The organism is Aromatoleum diolicum (genome assembly GCF_012910955.1).
GTDB lineage: Bacteria > Pseudomonadota > Gammaproteobacteria > Burkholderiales > Rhodocyclaceae > Aromatoleum > Aromatoleum diolicum.
This window is the reverse complement of record NZ_WTVQ01000004.1, coordinates 174,184-198,027: the sequence shown is the minus strand read 5'-3', so window position 1 is coordinate 198,027 and position 23,844 is coordinate 174,184. Positions and strand designations below refer to the sequence as shown.

The 23,844-nt window shown below is 56.9% G+C and carries 18 protein-coding genes; 1 reads left to right on the top strand and 17 read right to left on the bottom strand.

Features of this window, described 5'->3' with window-relative positions:
* The 16 genes from GPA25_RS04130 to GPA25_RS04055 form a co-directional block, all read right to left on the bottom strand.
* The coding region (locus tag GPA25_RS04130) for an FG-GAP repeat domain-containing protein (RefSeq protein WP_169259082.1) at window positions 1-2,880 on the bottom strand (2,880 nt) is incomplete at its 3' end.
* Between the two features lie 214 nt (window positions 2,881-3,094).
* A complete protein-coding gene (locus GPA25_RS04125) occupies window positions 3,095-4,981 on the bottom strand; it encodes a nucleoside-diphosphate sugar epimerase/dehydratase (protein ID WP_169259081.1) in 1,887 nt (628 codons plus the stop codon).
* A 141-nt stretch (window positions 4,982-5,122) separates the two neighbouring features.
* Window positions 5,123-6,298: a DegT/DnrJ/EryC1/StrS family aminotransferase gene (locus tag GPA25_RS04120; RefSeq protein ID WP_169259080.1), complete on the bottom strand. Its 1,176-nt coding sequence runs from the start codon at window positions 6,296-6,298 to the stop codon at window positions 5,123-5,125.
* 3 nt (window positions 6,299-6,301) lie between these two features.
* Window positions 6,302-6,961: an acetyltransferase gene (locus GPA25_RS04115; RefSeq protein WP_169259079.1), complete on the bottom strand. Its 660-nt coding sequence runs from the start codon at window positions 6,959-6,961 to the stop codon at window positions 6,302-6,304.
* On the bottom strand, window positions 6,958-7,566 hold the full coding sequence (locus tag GPA25_RS04110) for a sugar transferase (RefSeq protein WP_169259078.1): 609 nt from the start codon (window positions 7,564-7,566) through the stop codon (window positions 6,958-6,960). Before GPA25_RS04110 ends, GPA25_RS04115 begins: the two co-directional genes overlap by 4 nt.
* Window positions 7,566-8,678 carry a glycosyltransferase family 4 protein gene (locus tag GPA25_RS04105; protein WP_169259077.1) on the bottom strand — a complete coding sequence of 371 codons (1,113 nt, stop codon included), beginning with the start codon at window positions 8,676-8,678 and terminating at the stop codon, window positions 7,566-7,568. Before GPA25_RS04105 ends, GPA25_RS04110 begins: the two co-directional genes overlap by 1 nt.
* Window positions 8,675-10,627, bottom strand: a complete 1,953-nt coding sequence (gene asnB / locus GPA25_RS04100; protein WP_169259076.1) for an asparagine synthase (glutamine-hydrolyzing) — start codon at window positions 10,625-10,627, stop codon at window positions 8,675-8,677. The genes GPA25_RS04105 and asnB overlap by 4 nt, the downstream gene beginning before the upstream one ends.
* Window positions 10,627-11,646 (bottom strand): glycosyltransferase family 4 protein, encoded by a 1,020-nt coding sequence (locus GPA25_RS04095; RefSeq protein WP_246265310.1) that lies wholly within the window; start codon window positions 11,644-11,646, stop codon window positions 10,627-10,629. The genes asnB and GPA25_RS04095 overlap by 1 nt, the downstream gene beginning before the upstream one ends.
* 56 nt (window positions 11,647-11,702) lie before the next feature.
* The gene (locus GPA25_RS04090) at window positions 11,703-12,869 is read right to left on the bottom strand and encodes an oligosaccharide repeat unit polymerase (protein WP_169259075.1); all 1,167 of its coding nucleotides are present in this window, start codon (window positions 12,867-12,869) and stop codon (window positions 11,703-11,705) included.
* Entirely contained in the window at window positions 12,866-14,047 is a 1,182-nt protein-coding gene (locus GPA25_RS04085) for a hypothetical protein (protein WP_169259074.1), read from the bottom strand. The genes GPA25_RS04090 and GPA25_RS04085 overlap by 4 nt, the downstream gene beginning before the upstream one ends.
* A gap of 216 nt (window positions 14,048-14,263) precedes the next feature.
* On the bottom strand, window positions 14,264-15,286 hold the full coding sequence (locus GPA25_RS04080; RefSeq protein WP_169259073.1) for an NAD-dependent epimerase/dehydratase family protein: 1,023 nt from the start codon (window positions 15,284-15,286) through the stop codon (window positions 14,264-14,266).
* Between the two features lie 11 nt (window positions 15,287-15,297).
* Entirely contained in the window at window positions 15,298-16,575 is a 1,278-nt protein-coding gene (gene tviB, locus GPA25_RS04075; protein ID WP_343034828.1) for a Vi polysaccharide biosynthesis UDP-N-acetylglucosamine C-6 dehydrogenase TviB, read from the bottom strand.
* Window positions 16,576-16,632: 57 nt separating this feature from the next.
* Window positions 16,633-17,700 (bottom strand): dTDP-glucose 4,6-dehydratase, encoded by a 1,068-nt coding sequence (rfbB, locus tag GPA25_RS04070; RefSeq protein WP_169259071.1) that lies wholly within the window; start codon window positions 17,698-17,700, stop codon window positions 16,633-16,635.
* A gap of 209 nt (window positions 17,701-17,909) precedes the next feature.
* Window positions 17,910-19,022 carry an LPS O-antigen chain length determinant protein WzzB gene (locus tag GPA25_RS04065; protein WP_169259070.1) on the bottom strand — a complete coding sequence of 371 codons (1,113 nt, stop codon included), beginning with the start codon at window positions 19,020-19,022 and terminating at the stop codon, window positions 17,910-17,912.
* A gap of 89 nt (window positions 19,023-19,111) precedes the next feature.
* On the bottom strand, window positions 19,112-19,975 hold the full coding sequence (locus GPA25_RS04060) for a Wzz/FepE/Etk N-terminal domain-containing protein (RefSeq protein WP_169259069.1): 864 nt from the start codon (window positions 19,973-19,975) through the stop codon (window positions 19,112-19,114).
* Between the two features lie 66 nt (window positions 19,976-20,041).
* Window positions 20,042-21,049, bottom strand: coding sequence for an NAD-dependent epimerase (locus GPA25_RS04055; protein ID WP_169259068.1), 1,008 nt, complete (start codon window positions 21,047-21,049; stop codon window positions 20,042-20,044).
* 164 nt (window positions 21,050-21,213) lie between these two features.
* On the opposite strand from GPA25_RS04055, the gene waaA reads away from it, so the two are divergent.
* Window positions 21,214-22,518, top strand: coding sequence for a lipid IV(A) 3-deoxy-D-manno-octulosonic acid transferase (gene waaA / locus GPA25_RS04050; RefSeq protein WP_169259101.1), 1,305 nt, complete (start codon window positions 21,214-21,216; stop codon window positions 22,516-22,518).
* A gap of 16 nt (window positions 22,519-22,534) precedes the next feature.
* On the opposite strand, the gene GPA25_RS04045 is transcribed toward waaA, so the two are convergent.
* Window positions 22,535-23,842 (bottom strand): TolC family outer membrane protein, encoded by a 1,308-nt coding sequence (locus tag GPA25_RS04045; RefSeq protein ID WP_169259067.1) that lies wholly within the window; start codon window positions 23,840-23,842, stop codon window positions 22,535-22,537.
* Window positions 23,843-23,844: the final 2 nt, after the last annotated feature.

Genomic DNA, 23,844 nt, shown 5'->3' with positions numbered 1-23,844 from the left:
GGACAATCGAAGCTGCTCCGTCGTGTACGCATTCGAACCATCAAACGTCAGTACATCCGACCCCGCACCACCGTCTGCCACCACCCCCGCCAGATCATTAAGCATAGCCCCGTTCAGAGTAATGCGATCCCGTCCCTCGCCGGTATCCACAGGAACACTCGCTAGATTGATATCAAGGACATCATCGCCAGGAATGCTTGCGTATTGACGGTTATAGGACACGAACTCGCCAGTCGCGATGTCCTTGACGCGGGCGGAAACGGCCCCGTTCGCCGCATAAACCTCGTAACTGCCGCCCGTTTGCACCTGAAAACTCAGGGCCACCGGCAGACCACTTGGATAGTCGACCACGTAAGCCGTCGCCATGTAGCTACCCGGCTTAGCATCAGTAAAGGTGAGGGTATAGTCGCGTTGAGCCATATACCCCGAACCTCCGTCGACGATGCGAGTCAGAACTCGCTCATCGGATTCGTCATCTGGCGCGAGTTGAACTATCCGACCGTACTGATTTCGCTCACCGCCAGGGCCCAGCAGCGTTATGCGAATAGGATTTGCCGTCGTCGTGGACGCATTGATAAGCACACCACGTGAGCCACCGAGCGCCATGTCCAACCGACCATCTCCATCGAGATCATCAATCACCGGCCCGGCATAGTTCAACAAAGACGCCGTTGCGTCTGAGCGATATTCAACGAAATTTTCTCCATTTTGGTTTAAATATAATCGAGGTGTATTCGCCGCACCACCCACCAAGTAAACGTCATCCCAACCATCCCCATCCAAATCTCCGACCGACAAGCCGTACGTATTGGAATAAATCCGCCCCTCCGGAAAGACATTAGCCAACTCAAAACGGTCTGCATCCGCATCAAATTCGTACAACTCCGGCCCTTTCTCGGGCCGTATTAGCAACAAATCGAGATACGAATCGTTGTTCCAGTCAAAAAAAGAGGCCCCCTCCTCGAACTCCACGGGCAGACCCAAGGCGCGATTTGCATCAAAAAATGCATTGCCCTGATTAATGAACAAGTGATTGCCAACATACAAGTCCAGAAACCCGTCGCGATTGAAATCCAAACTTTGAGCGCCTTCTGGCATGGCCGCATCCCAACCAAGACCAAACCCCGCAAGCGACAGTGAACCATCACTATTCAGAACATCCCATTGCTCGGTTTGATCTTCGAACTCCCCGCCATCAATATTTATGAGGAGGCGCGAACCTGCAACCTCTTGTCCGTCCGGATCATTACGAAAATAGTATGGGATGTACAGATCGGTCAGCTGATCGTTGTTGAAATCAGCAGCAACGATAGTTTCACCATACCCCTGAATATTCATGTTCGCGAAGGACTCAACTTCGGCAAAAAAACCTGTCCCATCATTGAGGTACATTAGCGCCACATTAGGGCCAGGCTGAGAGGCGGCATAAGTATTGGCGATGAGATCGAGGTCGCCGTCGTTGTCGAGATCCACCAACCTTGCCTCGCGCTGCGCCCGGCCGTTCTCGAACAACTTCGATAAACCTTGCGACTCGAGGGTGGCTACCGAGAAGTGCCCCTCGGGGCCCTGAACGGCACCGACGATATCCTTGACACCATCGCCATTGACATCGCCAACGGCCGCCGTTTCAAACCTGTTGCCAGCGGTCCCCGTGTGGCGAAAGCTCAATTCACTCATCGACACAGCCAGCAAGCGCGCCGTCTCGTTTCCTTCGAGGTCCACCTTTGTCACACGCAGAGTGAACGCCTCAGGGGTTTCCTCGCCAGCGAGAACACGAACGCCTCGCATCCCAACGTCAAAGGAGGCGTAAGAAGCGGTGGCCCCGGACTCATCCGTAACAAGAAAAGTGGATCCGTCATCGAACGCAGGAAACAGGTCTTTTGCGAGGACAACCCCACCCAAAGATCTATCAACAAACACTGCCTCGGGAACCATGCCCGGCTGAAGCAGAAGCGGATCGATCACTAACACCCCATCACCGGAGCCGAATATGGCGTATCCAAAACTATCCGCGTGAATTGATGTTCCGAGTCGCGCCCAGCCCTCGAGATCTACCGCAACCGGGGCCGTTGATGACTCCAGAAAAAGTACAGTGCCACGCCCCTCCACCCCCTCAAGGCCCAGCTGCGATCGATCAAAATCGCTTCCTGCGGTAATCGAAGCAACATCCTGCTCAGCGAAGCGTACGGTCAGTCCATCACCCAAAGGCTCCAATATCAGTCGCTCGATATCCCTAGCAGTAATTTCCTGTGCATAGTCAGTGCCTTCCAATACGCCTACTATGGGAATCTGCTGCCCGCCGACCGACAGTTGATATCGGAGATTCCATGTGAGCGTATCGAAACCCGAACCGCCATCGACAACGCCGCCGGTCGCGCTATTCAAAACATTGACCTGCTGTCCGTTCAGGACAAATCTGTCATTTCCACCATCACCAAGAAAAATGAACGGGCTATTCGAAAATATGCCTAGTTCAATTCCGTCCGCCCTAATCTCAATGATGTCATGCCCATCGCCCCCCCTAAATAGTCCCCCCGTTCCGGTGATATTCCCCTGCAGGCTATTAACAACAAGGCGATCATCGCCTTCACCCATATCCACGTTGACCGATCCGACATACTGATACGGCCCCGCTCCAATGACGAAAATGTCATTGCCGGCGCCCGCACCAAACGAAACTACCTTATCCCGATAGGCATAATTCCCATCATAGATCAGGACGTCGTTCTGGGCAGATGTGACTATCGACGCGAGCGAGAGTTGCGATGAAAATTGCACAAATAACCTGCGCACACCCGAGCCAGAAGAAAAATCATCAAAAACATCATTCTCGACGATAAAATTCTTGCCGGAAATAAACGCATTGGTCACAACAATCATTACTTCGTAGCTCCAAGGAGAGGCCCAACTCGCGCCAGCACAGGGGTCGCCGAGGGTCGCCGAGCGTTCCGCGCCCCGCTACATTGTTATCGTGTCACTTCGCAGCACGGAAATGGCGCGTAGACTCCTGACGACTGCAGTCGCAGCCGGAATGCGGGGCAGCACGGATGACGTTAGCGGGATGGGATGACCGTCCGAAACCGCGTTGACACGATCAGGAGTTAACTCGAATCGCACCCTGGGTTGGCATTTCGACCACGCGCAAGGCAGGCCGCCCCCCCATCGGGGTATATTCCGGAACCCAGCGCAGCAACCCGCGGCGAACGTCGTCGTCGCTGACGGGATCCGACTGTGCGAGCCAGGCATTAAGTTCGGCGAGGAAGCTTGCAGCGACAGGCCGGGAGCGCGCGATGCGCAATTTAGGATGCGGTGTCTCGCGCGTCACTTCGGAGTCTGCAAGCAACTCTTCGTAAAGCTTCTCACCGGGCCGCAATCCGCTAAATTCGATGCGGATCTCGTCTTCCGAATAGCCGGACAGTCGGATCATGTTACGCGCCAGATCGACGATCTTCACCGGTTCACCCATATCGAGCACAAACACCTCGCCCCCCTGCCCCATCGCTGCCGCCTGCAGCACGAGCTGTGCCGCTTCAGGGATCGACATGAAATAGCGGTTGATATCCGGATGCGTCACCGTCACCGGGCCGCCACGCGCGATCTGCTCCTGGAACTTCGGAATCACGCTGCCGGTACTGCCGAGCACGTTGCCGAAGCGCACCATCTCGATCTGTGTCACCCCGCCGCGCGAATGCAGCGCTTCGCATGCCATCTCCGCGAGGCGCTTGGTCGCGCCCATCACGTTCGTCGGATTCACCGCCTTGTCGGTCGAGATCAACACGAAGCGCTCGGCACCATAACGCTGCGCGTGTTCGGCTACGCGCAGCGTTCCAAGCACGTTGTTACGAACCGCCTGCCAGGCGTTGCGGACTTCCATCAACGGCACATGCTTGTAGGCCGCGGCGTGGAAGACAACCTGCGGACGCCAGGCCACAAACACCTCGTCGAGCCGTGCCGAATCCTTAACGTCTCCCGCCAAGCAGACGATTTCGACGTCCGGCCGGCGCCGCGCGAACCATTGCTCGATCGTGTACAGCGCGAACTCGCTCGCCTCGAACAACACCAGACGCGCTGGCGCAAAGCGAGCCAACTGACGACACAATTCACTCCCGATCGAGCCACCCGCCCCCGTCACCATCACCGTCTTGCCGGCGAGCATCGCCTGGACATGGGCCGTATCGATGCGCACCGGCGCGCGTCCGAGCAGATCTTCGATTGCGACTGGCCGCATCGCATTGATCGCAACCCGCCCGTTCATCAGGTCTTCCAGACCCGGCACCGTAAAGACGTGGGCGCCCGCGCGAACGGCGAGATCCGTTGCACGGCGCAAAACGTCGCTTGCCGCCGAGGGCATCGCGAGAATCACATGTTTTGCACGATGATCGGCAAGAACGTCTGCAAGTTCATCGACTGCCCCTGCCACCAGATGGCCACAGAGCTCCAAACCCCACTTGGACCGATCGTCATCCACCAGCGCCACCACCCGCCAGTCGGCGCTGCGCTCAAGCGCTCGGACGAGCATCAAGCCGCCTGCCCCGGCACCGACCACAACCACAGGTTTGCCCTGCGCGATCAACCCACCGTATAAGTTATGCTCTTTCCACATACGCCAGGCGGCCCGACCACCACCCATTACAACAAGCAACAGAACCGGATACACGAGCATCAGCGAACGAGGGATCGCAGGATTTCCTCGGTCCAGCGCAATGAGCACGACCAGGACCAGGGCGGACAAGGCAACTGCCTTCAGCACCCGCTTCAAGTCAGGCAGGCTCGCGAATACCCACATGCCGCGGTACAGTCCTGCCCAACGGCACGCCACAGCCTGCGTCGCCAGCATCACCCCCAGACCCAGAAGCAATGGCTGCGCGTATTCCTCGGGCCATTCGAAGTTGAAGCGAATCAGGCTCCCTCCCAGCCACGCCACAACGACGGCGAATAGATCGAAGACAAAGATCAGTAAAGAACGTACCGTGTTTTTCAATTTAACGCCCCTCGGTGCGGGACCGTATTCACCGGATCAAAGCATTCGCCCGACGCACCATCAACTCTTGTGTATTGCCGCACCTGTCCACATGACATGCGAAGGGTTCAGGGACCGCAGGCCCGGCTCGAACCCTAGCAGCTAAAGCGCTGCCAACCCCATGACATCAGTCAACACTTCGCATGTCTTATGGATTTCCGCTGACGTCAATGTCGGATGAACCAGAAACATTAGACTCGTTTCGCCCAACTCACGGGCACTCGGCAATCGCTCCGCTGGCCGCCATCCCGTGCCATCAAAGGCCTTCTCGAGATACACCTCGGAGCATGACCCCGAATAGCAGGGGACACCGCGCGCGTTGATCTCCTCGAGGACGCGATCACGGCTCCAATCCGCCTTGAGTTGCTGCGGCTCGATGAACACATAACACTTGTAGGCCGCGTGCTCGATGTCATCAGGAATCCTCGGCACCCTCAGACCTCGCAATTCGCGGGCACACGCCCACAGCGCCTGGGAATTCGACAACCGCTGAGCGTGCCATTCCGGCATACGGCGCAACTGAATACGGCCAATCACGGCTTGCGTCTCCAACATTCGCCAGTTGGTGCCAAAGCTTTCATGCACCCACCGGAAGCCCGACAGATGCTCTCGCTCGTATACCGCCTCCCACGATTTTCCGTGGTCCTTGAAGGACCACATCTTCGACCAAATTGCTCGATCATTCGTCGTGACCATGCCGCCCTCCCCGCCGGTCGTCATGATCTTGTCCTGACAAAACGACCACGCCCCAACGTGTCCGATCGATCCCACCGGGCGGCCCTTGTAAGAAGCTCCATGTGCCTGCGCGCAATCTTCGATCACGAACAAGCCATTCTTCTCCGCAAGCGCCATGATCGGGTCCATGTCACACGGCCAACCGGCCAGGTGCACACAGATAATTGCTTTCGTTCGCGGGGTAAGGACACGGCTGATCGTATCCACGCAGATGTTCTGCGAATCTCGATCAATATCCGCAAAAACGGGAACAGCCCCCGCAGTGACGATCGTCGACACAGAGGCGAGAAAGGTGCGAGGCGTGACAACAACCTCGTCGCCTGAACCGACACCCAGCCCCTGCAACGCCACATCGAGTGCCACCGTCCCATTAGCGAGTGCTACTGCATACTCTGTCCCGGCCCAGGCGGCGAATTCCTTCTCAAATGCCCGACATTCCAGCCCGGTCCAGTAATTCACCTTGTTTGAGAGGATCACATCGCGGACTGAGTTCGCTTCTTCGACCGTGAAGTAGGGCCAGGGGGAAAATGGGGTATTCAGCACGAATCAACCTTTCATTAATGGTTTCGCCGGATTTCCGACAACTGTGACGCCGGGCGGCACGTCCTTCGTAACTACGGCGCCCATGCCTACCACTGCACCACGGCCAATCACCAAGGGTTGGCCCGGCCTACCTTGCTTGATGATCGCGCCGGTACCAATGTAGGCGTGATCCTCAATGACAATGTTGCCATTGCACTTTACCCCGGGTGCAAAGGTGACGAAATCGCCGATAACGCAGTCGTGTGCCACATAGCCGTAGATATTGGCGTGAAAATGGACACCGATCCGGATGTTCGATGTGAGCGTTACAAAGGGGCTGAGTATGGCGCCTTCGCCGAGCCACACCTCATCCATCACGACCACGTTGGCTGCGCTGACCGTCCATGCCCGGATCCCATCAGCCGCGCAACGCGCGGCCAGCTTTTCACGCACCGCACTGCTGCCGATGGCCAATACAGAATGCCATTCGCTTGCATTCGTCTGCAGAAACTCGGCATAAGTTAACACCCGTTGCCCGTTAACTTCAGTGGCCTCCGGATTGTCATCCACGAAAACGAGTCGAGCGGCGGAAATACCCTGTTGGCTCAGATGTTCGCGTGCCAACGGCATTACCTCGCGACCGAAGCCACTCGCGCCATACACCGCAAAAAGGGGTTGAGTCATTGACTTTCCTCGCCACGAGATCCGGTGAAACGCGACATCGTTGCCTCACCTTGCGCACTGATTCCATCCCGGATCACCACCTTTTTGACCGTCAATATTAGGATTTTCAGGTCCAGCCATAGTGATTGATTGTTCACGTACCACACATCCAGTTTGAATTTTTCATCCCAACTGAGGGCGTTACGACCATTCACCTGAGCCCAGCCGGTCACGCCCGGGCGGGCTTCATGGCGGCGGTTCTGTTCGGGCGAATACAGGGGCAAATACTCTATCAGCAGAGGCCTCGGCCCAACCAGACTCATCTCCCCCTTGAGCACATTCCACAACTCCGGCAGTTCGTCGAGACTGCTCGCGCGCAGAAAATTGCCGAAAGGGGTGAGTCGCTCAGCGTCGGGCAGGAGATTACCCTGTGGATCAACTCCATCGCGCATGGTGCGGAACTTCACCATTTCGAAAGGCTTGCCTTGTAGACCGGGACGGACCTGGCGGAAAAGCACGGGGGAACCCATCTTGCGGCGAACATTCCAACTGATGAAGGCGAACACCGGCGCAAGGAGAACTAGCCCAAGTACCGACGCCAGAAAATCGAAGGATCGTTTGATCATTAAATACCCATTTCGACTAGCATTCGAGCGTTTACTTTATCGACGTCGTATTTCTGTTCGGCGAGAAGTCGCGAACGCTGCCCCATTCTCTCGGCCAAACCGGCTTCGCAGATAAACCGCCCCATTGCGGCAGCCAAACGATCAACCGACTTCACCGGCACCAGAAAACCATTGTCGCCATCCACTACGGTCTCGCGGCATCCAGGGGCATCAGTGGTCACGATCGCTCGCCCCATGGCCATGGCCTCGAGCACGGTACGTGGTGTGCCTTCGCGATAGGACGGGAGAACGTAGACGCTCGCGGCCGCGATGGCTGGCCGAACGTCGCTAAGGCGCCCGAGGTAGTTAAGCGTGCCATCCTTAACCCATTGATCCAGTTCGTCCTGCCCAATTGCATCGGGATTCGAGTCTATCCACCCGACCAGACTGAAAACCGCCTCCGGGTGATGTGCCCGGAGACGTTTTGCCGCCTCTGCGTACTCTCGAACCCCCTTGTCACCGAGCAGGCGGGCAATAAGCAGAAAATGGGGCGTTGCAGGCACGGGAGCTACGGCGTACTCCGCCACATTTACGCCGGATCCATTCAACACCACCGACGGCACCGCAGATGAAAGTATGCCTTCGGAACGAAACAAGCCTTCATCATCCGGATTCTGAAAAAACACCTTGTTTGTTCCACGCAGTGCCAATCCGTATAAGCCCTGTACCAGTGAACGTAGTCCCTTCCGCTGCCGCTCACCCTGAAATGCATACCCCAAGCCAGTAATCAGCGCGAAGCGTCTTGGCACCCCTGCCAACCTGGCAGCAACTGACCCGTAGATGACCGGCTTGACGGTGTATCCCAGCACCCACGAAGGGCGGATTGCGAGCATCAGTTTCCACAGGCGAACGAGTGTTGCAAAGTCCGCCACTGGATTCATACCCGTGCGCCGCAGAGGAATCGAGTGAATGACCAAGCCGCGGGCTTGAAGCTTTGAATGCAATTCAGAGCCCGGCGACAGATCGGGCGCAGCAACATGCACCTCCAGCCCCCGCTCCTGTAACGCTGAAATCAGAGGTCCTCTGAAGTGCAGCAGGGAATCTGGGAAACCCGCGATCAGCAAGAATCTCATTGGGCCTCCAGCCAAGCCTGAAACATGAGGACGTCCCACAGGTGATGCGCCCAATTGCGCCGCCCGCTCAGATGCTCCGACCACAACCGCCTAACTGGCTGCGGGTTGAAGAACCCTTCCCGGCGCAAGCGGGTTTCATCAAGCAAAGCTTCTGCCCAATCATGAAGCGGCCCGCGCAGCCAGTCATGCAGGGGGATACCAAAACCCATCTTCGGCCGCTCGATCAACTCCTTCGGCACGTGGCGATAGAGAACCTGGCGTAGCGGCCACTTGGTCTGCCCTTCACGGAGCTTGTAACTGAGCGGCAGGCGCCACGCGAATTCCACAATGCGGTGATCCAGAAACGGCACCCGACTTTCAAGCGAAACCCCCATGGATGCGCGATCAACCTTTACGAGGATATCGTCCGGAAGGTAGCTGATTGCATCCAGCGCCATCATGCGCTCCACCGCACCCAAGCCTCCCAGATCCGGGCGCAAGCCAGTCAAGTGCGTGGGGGGCTCCTTCCCTCCAATAACCCAGGCCGCCGGGTCACGCTGATGCGACACGAGCCCCAGATACAATTCATCGATCGTGCGACTCGCAAGAACATCCGCTCCTTTGTGCAACTTGTCACCCAAGCCGGCATATCCCGACGCACCAGGAATATAACGTCCCATACGCTCCCACATGGCTGGCGACACCGCGGTGATGGATTTCGCCAGTACCGCTCGCAATGGGGCGGGAATCCGTTGCAGTTTGGCCCAAAGCCTGGACGTGATCTGATAGCGGTTGTAACCCGCGAACAGCTCATCTCCCGCATCACCCGACAGTGAAACGGTGACGTGCCGGCGCGCCAACTGACTCACCAGGAAGGTTGGAATCTGCGACGAATCGGCGAACGGCTCACAATACAAACTAGGCAGACGCGGAATCACCTCGAGGGCCTCCTGGGGCTGAACATACAGCTCCGTATGGTCCGTACCCAGATGCTGTGCCACCGCTTTTGCGTGCAAGGCCTCATTGTAACCGTCTTCGTTAAAGCCGATCGTGAAGGTCTTGACGGGCCGTCCGGACTGAGCCTGCATTAAGGCCACTACAGTCGACGAATCGATGCCCCCGGACAGAAATGCTCCGAGCGGTACGTCCGCTACCATCTGATGACGCACGGCGTCTCTTACCAGCCGCTCAAGCTCATCCACCGCGTCGACGACCGACCCCGAGAACGGATCTGCAACTCCGGCGCGCGCGACATTCGCCGTGCTCCAGTATTCCTTCACACGGGGCTCTGGCTGCGCTGCCGACACGGTAAGCAGACAACCAGGCTCCAGCTTTCGAATGCCTTCGTAAATCGAATGGGGAGCCGGAATCGCGTTGTGCCGCAGCATCAGGCTCAGCGCGCCGCGATCGATACCCGCGGCAAAACTCGGGTGCGCTCTCAACGCCTTGAGTTCGGACCCGAACAGGAACGCCCGATTGCTGCCCGTTCCCTGCCAACCATAATAGAGCGGCTTCTCGCCCATACGATCCCGCGCCAGCACAAGCGATTGTGCGGCCCGGTCCCACACGGCAAACGCAAACATGCCAATGCAGCGTTCGATCGCCCCCTCGATCCCCCAGGCCTCGAACCCGGCCAGAAGCGTTTCAGTGTCAGAATGCCCACGCCAGTCAGATCGCCCGCTCGACTCCAAGTCCTTGCGCAAACCGAGGTGATTGTAAATCTCGCCATTGAAGGCAATCTGGTAGCGTCCACTCCCGGACTGCATCGGCTGATGGCCCGCCGGCGACAGGTCCAGAATGGAAAGGCGCCGATGGCCAAGTCCAACTTGATGAACAGCATCCCACCAATAACCTGCATCGTCTGGCCCACGATGGACGATACCATTCGCCATACGTTCAAGCACGGCACGCGGAGCAGCGCCCTCAGTCGCCCCCCCCCCTCCGCCGAAAAATCCAACCAACCCGCACATTAACGACCCGCTCCCAGCTTACCCAAATCCGCAAAGTGCTTCGCAAGGCGTGGTGCCGCTACCTGTAAACAATAACGCTCCTCCACCGCAGCCCTTCCCTGAGCCCCCATCGACCGCCGCCTCTCCGCATTTCCGCCGAGGACGCGAAAAGCATCGACCCACTCCTCGGTGCTCGAAGCCAGATAGCCGCTTACGCCTTCGTCCACGATGGTCTCATTGACGCCCACTGGCGAGGCAATCACCGGAACGCCGCACGCCATGTACTGGATAAGTTTGTAACCACACTTCCCCCGTTCCCACGGCGAATCCAACAAGGGCATGATTCCGATATCGAAGCCTTTAATCTGCTCGACCTCGCCACCTTCGGACCACGGACGGCACTCAACATCAATGCCGGGCGCCACAAACGTCGCTCCTATCACACGCAACCGGACGGGAAACTCCGCCGACAACAGTCTCAAAGCTGGCAAGACATTGTCGAGATATTTGACCGTTGACGCAGATCCCACCCAACCGACAATCAACTCCCCGGACTCGCCCTTCGTCGATAGGGAATAGCGATCGAGATCGACAACCGTTGGAAGGATCGCGACCTTGTTTGCTCCAGCCAAGCGAGCCCGGGCAGCAAGATATTCATTCCCGCAAATCACGAGTGATGCATTCCTCATGACCGCATCGATCTTGCGCCGGAGCAGCCCACGCAGCGGATTCCCACTCATATCATAATTATGAAAAATGGCATCGTCGTAATCCACTACATAATGAATACCGCACGCGTGCAGTAGTCTCTCGAACCATGCCGGGAAGTCCGGAAACAACTCCTTCTCAATCCAAAGCAAATCGAACTTCCGCACGCTCATCAGGCAGAGCACCCGGCGAAAATAGTCAGCCAGGACCTGCCCCCACGCAACCGGCCGCTTCGCATAGAGGCGCTCAAGGTATTCATTCCGAAGCAAAGGCGCCAACTCGACGTCTATACCCAACCCGAGCAGAGAAGGCAAATACTGCTCAAAGCGCATTCGACTGCTAGCCCCCACCCGCCCATATCGCGTCAAAGCCAGAACTCGCAATTCGTTCACCTAGCCCCACCCGACCCGCGCAGCGCCATCGAAACGACTGCAGCACCCACGCCAATTACCAAGAACAGCCAAACCGGAAAGTTTCCAATCTTTGGGGTAAAGAAACCTATGACATTACAAAAACACAAGGTAGCCCACGCATAAACCGACGCCGCATTTGCGCTTTTCAGCAGCCATCGCCCAAGAAAATCAAAACCGAACGAATGAACAAGAATCCCAAACAGCACAAAGATGATGCCACCGTCCCTATAAAACGGCTCTAATGCTGTTCCCACATTTGACGGGAATGGCATCTCATAAAAATCAAGTATCTGACTCGGAGGCGCCCCCGAGAGACCAAGACTGTGCAACACCGTAAGCATAGGAGCGAAAACTCGCTCTGGAAAAAAATAATCCGGAGACGGTTCAACCTGAAGCATATGCCCGAAATACGCAAACCCGGCGGTCAAATACAGATAAAGACTCCCAACCAAAGGATTAACGCTACTGTCAAAGAGACCTTCACCCATCTTTCCAGACCAAACGGCAATTCCAACAAAAATACCAACAAAACCCAAACCCAGAACGGCAAAACTTCGAAATACACGCAAACCATCAATTCGCTCGCGCGTGCACATGAAACATAGAAGTGCCGCGAACATAATCCAAACCGGACGCGTCCTGTCGATGAATACAAAGTTCGCAAGAAGCTGAAACAGTGAGACGGCGAGCAGCACCTTCTTCGGCCGCTTATAGCAAACAGAAATCCCTATTGCCAACCAACCGATATATGATATCTGCGTTCCAACTGAGGTCATCGACGACCCGAGCGCTCTAATTGTCGAGCTATCGTTCATCAAAGCCGACAAGAAACCATTCTCTAGGTATGGGGAAAAATCAAGGACGAATTTCGCGATCCCGGCGAATCCAATTACATGAAGACCAAAGACCATCCAGGCGGGGGGCACAACCCAAACCCTTCTTGATCTCCCCGCGGCCGCCCGGCGATATAACAACGCAAACACGACAGTCGAACTTAAAAACATCCCAATCTGTAGAATAAACAGGAGATGGACCTCCACGCCAACGGGATCCCATGGCAGGACGCTGGCAACGTATACGAGATACGTTACAAACCATGCAACAAACCCATAAAGACTCGGGAGGAATATAACCCCATTCATTCTGCGCCAATTCTCATAACGAAAGTCATGTATACCAACATTTGAAGCGGGACAATCCAGTATAAGAAATTAACGGACTGCAATAGGACCGCGACCCCGATCAGCGCCACGCCACAAACTATCGCTCCCCCCATTCCAATCAGCAGACGTCTGAAATCTCCGACAGCCAGTAATTTGAATGTGATGAAATTAACCTCAAAACTCAAAAAAGCCGCAAAAACAAGGGGAACGAACACGAACAGACTGATGCCATCAGAACGAAAAACCGTCACGTAAGAGAGCAGACCAAACGCACATGCAAGAAAAATCGCAGCGTTACCGACTAGTCGTTCACCGCGCCAACTGATTGAATTCGCCCCGAAACGAGTCACAAGAATCGGAAAAAAAACAGACCCAAACGCCGTAACGCAGTAGGACACAAGCTCTGGAAATTTCAGATAAAAAACGAATTGACTCAGCCCATTTGGATCGAGACCAGGAATCATGTTGCGAATCGCGGGAATACTCACCTGATCAAGTCTAAACAACAAGTAATTGAATACCTGCTGCACCCCAAGCAGCCCGAAATTATAATTCGGGATGGCTGAAAAAACCGTTGCTCTGCTGGCAGCAAACACCACAGCAAATCGCACAAGACTTATAAAAAGATATAAATATAGAAGATCATAATAATTTATGTTGACGAACCTGCCGGCAATAAACAACAGTATAAAATAAAGTGGGTATTTCGAAAGATTGGCGATCGCCACCGTATTAAACGATTTACGTGCAGTAAATTCTGCAACTCTGACGGCCGAATAGACATCAATGAGCGTTGAGAATACACAAATACATACGACTATCGGGGACTCCAGAATACTATAGCTTGCCAGCGCAAATAACAGCCAAACAGGCAAGACATATTTTTTGAAAACTGGGGCCATGGCGTATGGAGCATTCTCCAGATCAGACGATGCGCGAGCGAACACATAACTATCCAATCCGGCCTTTACAACCGTTACACCTAAAGTCTGAAACACAATAAATATGGCGAGATTCGCCGCCGACTCTGGCGCCACAAATTCGAATTTCCCGGCGGTCATCAAAGCAAGGCAGACTGCCCCCACAATTCCGGTGCCAACAATGGAAATTAGCGGCAAGGTCCACTTTCTGATGAAATCAATTCCTTGCCGAATCACCAAATATCCCTCAGTCTCTACTGGGCAGCATGCCAAATACAAAAACCTAACGCCGTCGTATATCTATTTGCAACCAAATGCTGTTGGAATGTTTTCACAAGCGAATCAGCGCCTTTTCTGCTGCAACAAATGAAATTTTGCGTTCGGCACCACGGCGGACCGGACAAAACCTTTGGCGTCGATCAAAAAACGGGTTGGGCAACTGTTCCATACGGATTAACGAAAAAACGCGAGATACCACGGCATCGCTTCACGAATACCCAATCCAATATCATGAGACGGCACGTACCCTAGCAACTTGGCAGCTTTGTTGATATCGGCTTGTGAGTGGCGCACATCTCCTGTACGAAAGTCCCGATAAATAGGACTTCTTGTGTAATTTAATCCGTGGTGTGCGAGTGCATCCTTAAGATACCCATAGAGGTCGTTTAGTCTCGTTCTGCCGCTGACCGCAACATTGTAGACTTCATTGCGCGCAGAATCGTCTGCGACCGCCGCTAGTAAGTTGGCTTGCACCGCATTTTCAACGAAGCAGAAATCGCGGGAGGTTTCGCCGTCGCCGTTGATGAACACGCCCTCGTCCTTGATCATCGAAGCAGTCCATTTCGGAATAACTGCAGCATAGGCGCCATCGGGATCCTGGCGCTTACCGAAGACATTGAAGTAGCGCAGGCCAATCGCCTTAAAGCCGTACGAACGAGCGAAGACGTCGGCGTACAGTTCGTTGACATATTTTGTGACCGCATAGGGCGACAGGGGCTTGCCGATGACATCCTCGACCTTGGGCAGATCCGGATGGTCGCCGTACGTGGAACTTGACGCTGCATAAGTAAAGCTTTTTACGCCGGCGTCGCGCGCAGCAACCAGCATGCGCAGAAAACCACCGATATTGACCTCATTGCTGGTAATCGGATCGTTGAGTGAGCGAGGAACCGAGCCCAGTGCAGCCTGGTGGAGAACATAGTCCGCGCCAGTGCACGCCTCACGGCAATCGTCGAGATTGCGGATGTCCCCTTCTATGAAACGAAAGCGCCGCCATTGTTCGGCCTTAACAAGCGTTCGCACTTCGTCGAGGTTTCGCTGGTGCCCTGTGGCAAAGTTATCGAGACCGACAACGCGCTGATCGAGCCTCAATAGAGTTTCGAGCAAATTCGAACCGATGAAACCGGCGACTCCGGTAATAAGCCATGTCTTCGGTGCCTGGCGGAGTTCGGATTGCAGTTGGATGTAGCGGGACATGGGTAACTCGCTTAGAGGCGCAAATCTGCGGCTTCTGGACGCAGGATGTATTTGAGGTCGTACAGCACATGATCAGTTTTACCCAGCGCACGAATATTCTCCGCGCCCATGGCGGCAAACTGTTTATGTGCAACCGCAAGCAAAATGCCGTCGTAAGCTCCACTCTGCGGCTCGCTGACAGGCCGGAGTCCGTATTCATGCACGGCTTCGTCGACACTCACCCAGGGGTCAAATACATCGACACTGATGTTGTAGTCCGCCAGTTCACGGATGATATCGACGATGCGCGTATTACGCAGATCGGGACAGTTTTCCTTGAATGTGAGGCCCATCACCAGAACCCGCGCGCCGTCGACCTGAATGCGACGCTTGAGCATGGCTTTGACAAGTTGCGATACGACATATGCTCCCATCCCGTCATTCAACCGCCGTCCAGCGAGGATGATTTCCGGGTGATAACCGATGGCCTGTGCTTTGTGGGTGAGATAGTAAGGGTCCACACCGATGCAGTGCCCGCCAACCAATCCCGGCCGAAACGGGAGAAAATTCCATTTGGTCCCGGCAGCCTGCAGAACGGCCTCGGTATCAATCCCCATCTTATTGAAGATGATTGCAAGTTCATTGATTAGCGCAATATTGAGATCGCGCTGCGTATTTTCGATCACCTTGGCCGCTTCAGCCACCTTGATGCTCGGTGCCTTATGGGTGCCTGCAGTGATGATCTGTCGATACAGGGCATCAACCAAGTCAGCGACTTCCGGCGTGGAGCCCGAGGTTACCTTCCTGATGGTCGTAACGCGATGCTCCTTGTCTCCCGGGTTGATCCGCTCGGGGCTATAGCCCGCGTAAAAATCCCGATTAAACTTGAGACCGGAAACACGCTCCAGCACCGGCACGCAGTCTTCCTCTGTGGCGCCGGGATATACGGTGGATTCGTAGATTACGATATCGCCGCGCTTGAGCACTTTACCGATGGTCTCGGAGGCTTTGATCAAGGGGGTCAGATCGGGTCGTTTGTGCTCGTCGATAGGAGTCGGCACCGTAACGATGAATACATTGCAGTCAGCAAGACTGGCCATATCGGCGCTGAATTTCAGGGCAGTGGCGCAGACAAGTTCTTCGTCGCTAACTTCCAATGTTGCATCGTGCCCTGCCTTCAACGCCTCAATTCGAGCTGTGTTGATGTCGAATCCCAGCACCGGGCGGTGTTTTCCGAACTCCGCAGCTAGCGGCAGGCCCACATAACCAAGACCGATTACGGCCAGTTTTACGTCTGAAAGTTTCAAAATACCAATTCCAAGTCAAAAATCGAATCAACTTCTCAGCGCCACTTGATACGTCACACATCAAGCCTTATTTACGCCCAACCGTTCGCGCTGATAACTTCCGTCCTGCACGCGCTGCGTCCATTCCAGATGGCCCAGGTACCACGCCACTGTTTTGCGTATCCCGCTTTCAAATGTTTCTTCTGGCGCCCATCCCAACTCATTCTGGATCTTGCTCGCGTCGATCGCGTAGCGCAGATCGTGACCAGGTCGGTCCTGCACATTGGTGATGAGGTCTTCGTAGCGTGCCACGCCGGCCGGTTTGTTTGGCGCAAGCTCTTCGAGCAGGGCACACAGCGTGCGTACGACGTCAATATTGCGCTTCTCGTTGTGGCCACCAATGTTGTAGGTCTCGCCTACCACGCCGCTGGTTACCACCTTGTAAAGCGCCCGGGCGTGGTCTTCCACGTATAGCCAGTCACGCACCTGCTCGCCCTTACCGTACACAGGCAGCGGTTTGCCTTCGAGTGCGTTGAGGATCATCAGGGGAATGAGTTTTTCGGGGAAATGGTACGGGCCGTAGTTGTTCGAGCAGTTCGTTATGATCGTCGGCAAGCCATAGGTGCGCCGCCAGGCGCGCACCAAGTGGTCGGAACTTGCCTTGCTCGCCGAATAGGGTGAACTCGGTGCATAAGGCGTCGACTCGACAAACAGCGCTGCGGGGTCTTCGAGATCGCCATACACTTCGTCAGTGGAGATGTGATGGAAGCGGAACGCTTCCTGGCGCCCTGATTCTTGGTCTTTCCAGTATTTGCGGGCCACTTCGAGCAAGACGTAGGTGCCGACGATATTGGTCTCGATGAACGCGACCGGCCCATCGATGGATCGGTCAACGTGCGATTCAGCAGCGAGGTGCATTACCGCGTCGGGCTGGTGCTCGCGAAAAACGCGTTCGACCGCGGCGCGGTCGCAGATATCGACCTGTTCAAACGCGTACTGCGGACTCCCTGAGACCTCGGCGAGCGAATCGAGGTTGCCCGCGTAGGTGAGCTTGTCGACATTGACCACAGCATCCGACGTGTTCTTAATGATGTGGCGCACAACTGCGGAACCGATGAATCCGGCGCCCCCCGTGACGAGAATCTTCATGCGTTGCAACCCTTTGACACTTCGTTCTACCACCATCGATTTAGCGGCATTTCTTATGATTCCCACGTCCACTCACTGATCTAACGTGCCTGGGACATCGCACCCCGGTCTTCGAACTTACTCATACCATCGACAAGAACTTGGGCGATGCTATAGCCATGAAGACGAGGGCGAGAATTCCGTGCACGGATATCCATAAACTGCTCAGGCTACTCAGCCGCCATAGCCTCAGTAAAGGAAGCTCGGCTCGCAACGCGTGAACGTGGGGCGCGCTCGCGCGCTGTTGTGAGAAATTCGACGACAAACGCAAAGGCGACGCCGAACATCAGACCAAGAAGGCTCGCAAATACGACTACGAGGAGCTTCTTCGGCGCCACCGGCTTTGTAGGAACTACGATTTCTCCGTCCGTATTGAACACACGGACAGATTTCGGATCGAAATGGACCGCCTTGAGTTGCCGCAATCGCGCTTCCGTATCGCGCAGACTTGCGATGAAGGGATCGTCACTCTCTCGCTTCTTCAGCACTTCCAGTTCCGCCCGGAGCGATTTCGACCCACGTGCATAGAGTTGGCTCCCATCCATCCAGGGGCGCAACCCATCCTGCTCTGGCAGGCGAGCATTGGTGATTTCCGGATTTGTAAGGCCGACCGCCTGGGCTACCTGCAAGGCCTCGCTCAACTGCACCAGGCGATCCTCACGTTTCCGGGAAACCGTAAGGCGGAGTTCCGCCAGATCGCGCTCGGCGTTACGGACCGTGAGATCAATTTCGTTGCGCGCATCCTCAACGAATTTGGAAGTGGCCTCCGCCGCGGCAAGGCTCAGAAAGGCCGCAGACCGCTGAACGGCCTTCTCCCCTGAGTCTGCCTCGACCTTGAGATTGAACAACCCACGCCCTTTGGGATCAGGCTTTGATATTCTTATGGAGCGGACCATTTTCTCGTACAACAAATGCTTCGGTTCACTACTTACCTGTTCATCGAGGGACGGCAGATAGACCTCGGCAAAGAACCGTTGCAGGGTGTGCTCGGACACGAGACTGCTTAAAAAGTAGCCAAAGAGGTAGGCCCCCTCGAACGGAACCAGGCCGGTCGCCGGACTTCGCCCCAGGTTCAAAGCGGCGAGGTCGCTGGCAAAGGGCTTATCGAGATAGACATCCACCTCGTACCGCGGGGTTGCGAGAAGCGCATAGGCCACGCCTATGACAATGCAGACCAAGAAACAGACCGCAATCTCGAGCCTGCGCCGTAATAGAATTTCCCATAGATCGATGAGGTGTAAGTCGTCGGAAATATGATGTAGTACGTGCTCACGCCCGGACATCGGTAACCTGCCGTAACAAAAGAAACGGCATTATTGCACTACATCATGAAAAATCGGTTACCTAAAATCAGTAAACGTATGACCGAATGCTATTCATGCGGTGAAGCACGACGAGGTCGTTCGCGAGCTTTGGCGAAGAACTCCACGACGAAAGAGAGCAGTACACCTCCAACCACACCAAGAATGACCGCAAGGGCCAAGACTAGACCGCGCTTGGGAGCCGCCGGCTTCTGCGGAGCGGCAATCTCCCCGAGCAGTTCGGTTGACTGTGTTTGCGGAGGCGTCAACTTCTGGACGAGGCTCGGCCTTTCGGCATCCAGCCCTGCGATAGAAGCGGAAATCCTGCCCCGCTCCAGCATCATCAATGAGGCCTGAACGGGGTCGCGCGGCTTCAGGCGATCGATTAGATCCGAGGCGTCGGAAAACTGCAGCTGCAACGCCATCCGCTGCGCGTCGAGATGCTGAATGCGCTCATTTAGAACCCGCCAGTTTTCGCGGAAGGTTTCCTGGTGGGTTTTCTGGATTTCTTCAAAGATCCGGCCGAGAAGCGCCGTAGCATCTGCCGGACGGTCCGCCACCACCACCAGCTCCACCCCCCCAGGCACCCCCTTTGGAATTGCCGCCTGCTTCAAAAAAGGACGCTGCCGCCTCACCCCATCGGCGACATCTTCACCGTACATAGCAAGCAATCGAGATGACAAGACCTCGGGAGGCTCGAAAAACCCCGCTCCGGCCACCTGCCCGATGCGGAGTTTCACGCGAGCTTCATACACAGGAGGCTTCAACAGCAAGTAGGCAATAGCACCTGCTATGCAAACAACAAGTGTCGCAACGATCCAAATCCGCCGCCGCACAAGGACATCCCATAAATCAACGAGATTAAGTTCATTTTCACTATACAAAACAGCCGATTGATCTCGATGCATGCGAACATTAAGCCAATAAAAGGTCATTCTTTCATCCCACCAGCTCGAGATGGGAGTTCCAAACGTTACAAGATGTTCAGCACCTCGCAACCATCAGATCCTGTAGTACCCACGATACCACTCCACGAATTGCCCCACCCCGTTGCCCACGCTCGTTGCCGGCTTGAAACCTGTCCACGCGTTGAGCTCCGCGATTTCAGCATATGTCGCTGGCACATCGCCATCCTGTAGCGGCAGAAACCTCTTCTCCGCTGCTACGCCGATTGCATCTTCTATCGCTTTGATAAAGCTCATCAGCTCGATCGGGTCGTGGTTGCCGATGTTGAAGACGCGGTACGGGGCGTTGCTGCGGCCCGGGTCGGGCTGGAGGGGGTTGAAGGCGGGGTCGGATTCGGCGGTATGGTCGAGGGTGCGGATGACGCCTTCGACGATGTCGTCGATGTAGGTGAAGTCACGCTTCATCTTGCCGTGGTTGAACACGTCGATGGGACGGCCTTCGAGGATGGCCTTGGTGAACAGGAACAAGGCCATGTCGGGTCGTCCCCAGGGGCCGTAGACGGTGAAGAAGCGCAGGCCCGTCGTCGGCAGTCCGTAGAGGTGGCTATAGGTGTGGGCCATCAGCTCGTTGGCTTTCTTGGTGGCGGCGTAGATGCTGACAGGGTGGTCGACGCTGTCGTGCTCTGAGAACGGCATCTTGGTGTTGCCGCCGTAGACGCTGGAGCTGCTGGCGTAGACGAGGTGCTGCACCTTGTTGTGGCGGCAGCCTTCGAGGATGTTGATGAAGCCGACGAGGTTGCTGTCGACGTAGGCGTGCGGGTTCTGTAGCGAGTAGCGCACGCCGGCCTGGGCGGCGAGGTGGATGACGCGGTCGAATTTTTCCTCGGCGAACAGGCTTTCCATACCGGCGCGGTCGGCGACGTCGAGCTTGACGAAGCGGAACGCGGGATGCGGCGTTAGGCGGGCGAGGCGATTTTGCTTGAGGCGCGGGTCGTAGTAGTCGTTGAGGTTGTCGAGACCGACGACCTGATCGCCGCGGGCGAGCAGCACCTGCGCGGTATGCATGCCGATGAAGCCGGCAGCGCCGGTAACGAGTATTTTCATGAGCTGACCGCATTCCGTGGGGATGGCAATTTTTTAATTATCGCATGGCACCCTGCTCGGTTTAATCCGGCAATTGAAGGGAACTGAGCGCGGGATGCCATTCCGGGCCGTCGGCCCACGGGGCGGCGATATACTTGGAACCCCGATCCGCCGCCTATCCCCCGATGCTTGCTCGCCTGCCATATACGCTGTTATGGGTGATTGCCCTGCCCTTCGTGCTGCTACGCCTGTGCTTGCGCGCGCGTCGGCAGCCGGCGTATCTGCAGCATCTCGGCGAGCGTTTCGGACGCTACACGCTGCGCGTACCGCAGTCCGTCGTCTGGGTGCACGCGGTATCGGTGGGTGAAACGCGTGCTGCGGAGCCGCTGGTGCGGGCCTTGCTCGCGCGCTGGCCGGATTGCGTGGTGCTGCTGACCCATATGACGCCGACCGGGCGAGAGACGTCGCAGGCATTGTTCGGCAACGACGCGCGCGTGCTGCGCAGCTATCTGCCCTACGACCTCGGGGTGTTTGTGCGACGTTTCCTGCGGCATTTCCGGCCGCGGCTCGGCATCGTGATGGAGACCGAGTTGTGGCCCAGCCTTCTTGCTGCGTGTCGCGACAGTGAGGTGCCGGTATTGCTGGCAAATGCGCGTCTGTCGGAACGTTCTGCCCGGCGCTATGCGCGCTGGCCGGCGCTGACCGGCATGACGCTCGGAGCGCTCACGGCGATTGGCGCGCAGACGGAGGCCGACGCACGGCGACTCTCTGGACTGGGTGCACAAGGGGTCGAAGTTACCGGCAACATCAAGTTCGACATTTCCCCGACAGAGGCACAACTGATGTTGGGCGACGCATTCCGGCAGCGCATCGCGGGACGGCCGGCAATTCTCGCAGCGAGCACGCGCGAGGGTGAGGAGGCGCTGTTGCTGGATGCCTTTATCGCGCAGGCGTCATGCAATGCCTTGCTGCTCCTGGTGCCGCGGCACCCGCAGCGTTTCGATGAGGTTGCCACGCTGGCGAGCGCGAAGGGGCTGAAGGTGCAGCGACGCTCGGACGGTTTGCCCGTGGCGCCGGATACACGCGTGTGGCTGGGGGATTCGATGGGCGAGATGTTCGCGTATTACGCCGCTGCGGATGTCGCGCTGCTGGGAGGCAGCTGGTTGCCCTACGGCGGGCAGAACCTGATCGAGTCGTGCGCGGTAGGCACGCCGGTTGTGCTGGGGCCGCATACGTTCAATTTCGCGCAGGTGGCCGACCAGGCGGTTGCGGCCGGGGCGGCGCTGCGTGCGGAAGACGTCGCAAAGGGGATGGGTGCGGCGCTTGCTTTGCTGGCCGATGCCCAAGCGCGCGAAGAGGCAGGACAGGCAGGGCGCGAATTTGCCGAGGCGCATCGCGGTGCGGCCGCAAGGACGATGGCGATGGTGGAGCGGCTGTTCGCGGCTGAAGCTGTTCTAGCGGCTGAAGCCGCTCCTACCGGAGACGCGTGAGGGCGATTCTGGCTGCTTATTCCGTCAATAGCGCGTCGATGACCTGTACGTCTTCTTCGCCGAGCGTGCCGGCGGCAGCCTTGAGACGGAGTTGCGAGATCAGGGTGTCATAACGGGCGCGGGCCAACTGCCGCTGGGTGTCGGCGAGTTGCGATTGCGCGTTGAGGACGTCGATATTGATGCGAACGCCGACTTCGTAGCCGAGACGGTTGGCTTCTAGCGCGGACGTGGACGAGGTCTGTGCCGCTTCGAGCGCCCTGACCTGGGCCATGCCGCTGGTCACGCCGAGATAGGCCTGGCGTGCGGCGAGTGCGGCGCTGCGGCGGGCATCGTCGAGGTCGGCATCGGCCTTGAGCTTGAGTGCCGCGGCTTCGCGTTCGCGCGACGAGATGGAGCCGCCCTGGAACAGCGGGACGTTGAGTTGCACGCCGATGGTACTGGCGTCGTTGCGCGTGCCACCGGGGGAGCTGGAGCTGAAGCCGGCGCTGTTGCGGCCGTGCGTAGCGACGAGATCGACGGTGGGGTAATGGCCTGCGCGGTTGCGCTCGACTTCGCGCACGGCGATTTCACGCGTGAGCTGTTGCGCCTGAACGGCGTAACTGCCCTGCTCCGCGGCGCCGGCCCAGTCGTCGATACGGTCGGGCTGGGGGCGCGACAGGGACAGGCCGGTACGCAGGCCGGCGAGCGGCGACGGATCCTTGCCGACGATCTGGGTGAGCGTCTGACGGCGCACATCGAGGTCGCTCTGCGCGGCAATCTCCTGTGCCGAGGCGAGATCAAAACGTGACTGGGCTTCATGCACGTCGGTAATCGTGACGGTGCCGACCTCGAAGCTGGCCTTGCTGAGGTCGAGCTGTTCGGCCGCAGCGCTGCGGAGCTGGCGTTGCGCGCCGAGTACATCTTGCGCGTTGAGCACATCGAAGTAGGCTTGCGAGACGCGCAGGATCAGGTCCTGCCGGGCCAGGCCGAACTGGATCTCGGCCAGTGCGGTCTGCAGTTCGCCCTGCTTGTACTGGACCCAGTTCTGCCAGCGAAACAGCGGTTGCGTGAGCTGCACGCCGTAGCCATTGGTGTTGAACTGCTGCGAACCGAATACGGTATGGGTATCGACGTCGTTCCACGTCGTGCTGGCGCTGGCACCGATGCTCGGCAGCAGGCCGGCACGGCCCTGGACGAGCCTTTCCTGCCCGGCCTCGTATTGCGCACGCGCAGCCGCGAAGCGCGCGTCGTTGGCGAGAGCATCGCGATAGACCTGCATCAGGTCGGCCGACCAGGCGGTGACCGAAAACAGGCTCGTCAGGCTGATTACTATCGCGCGCTTCATTG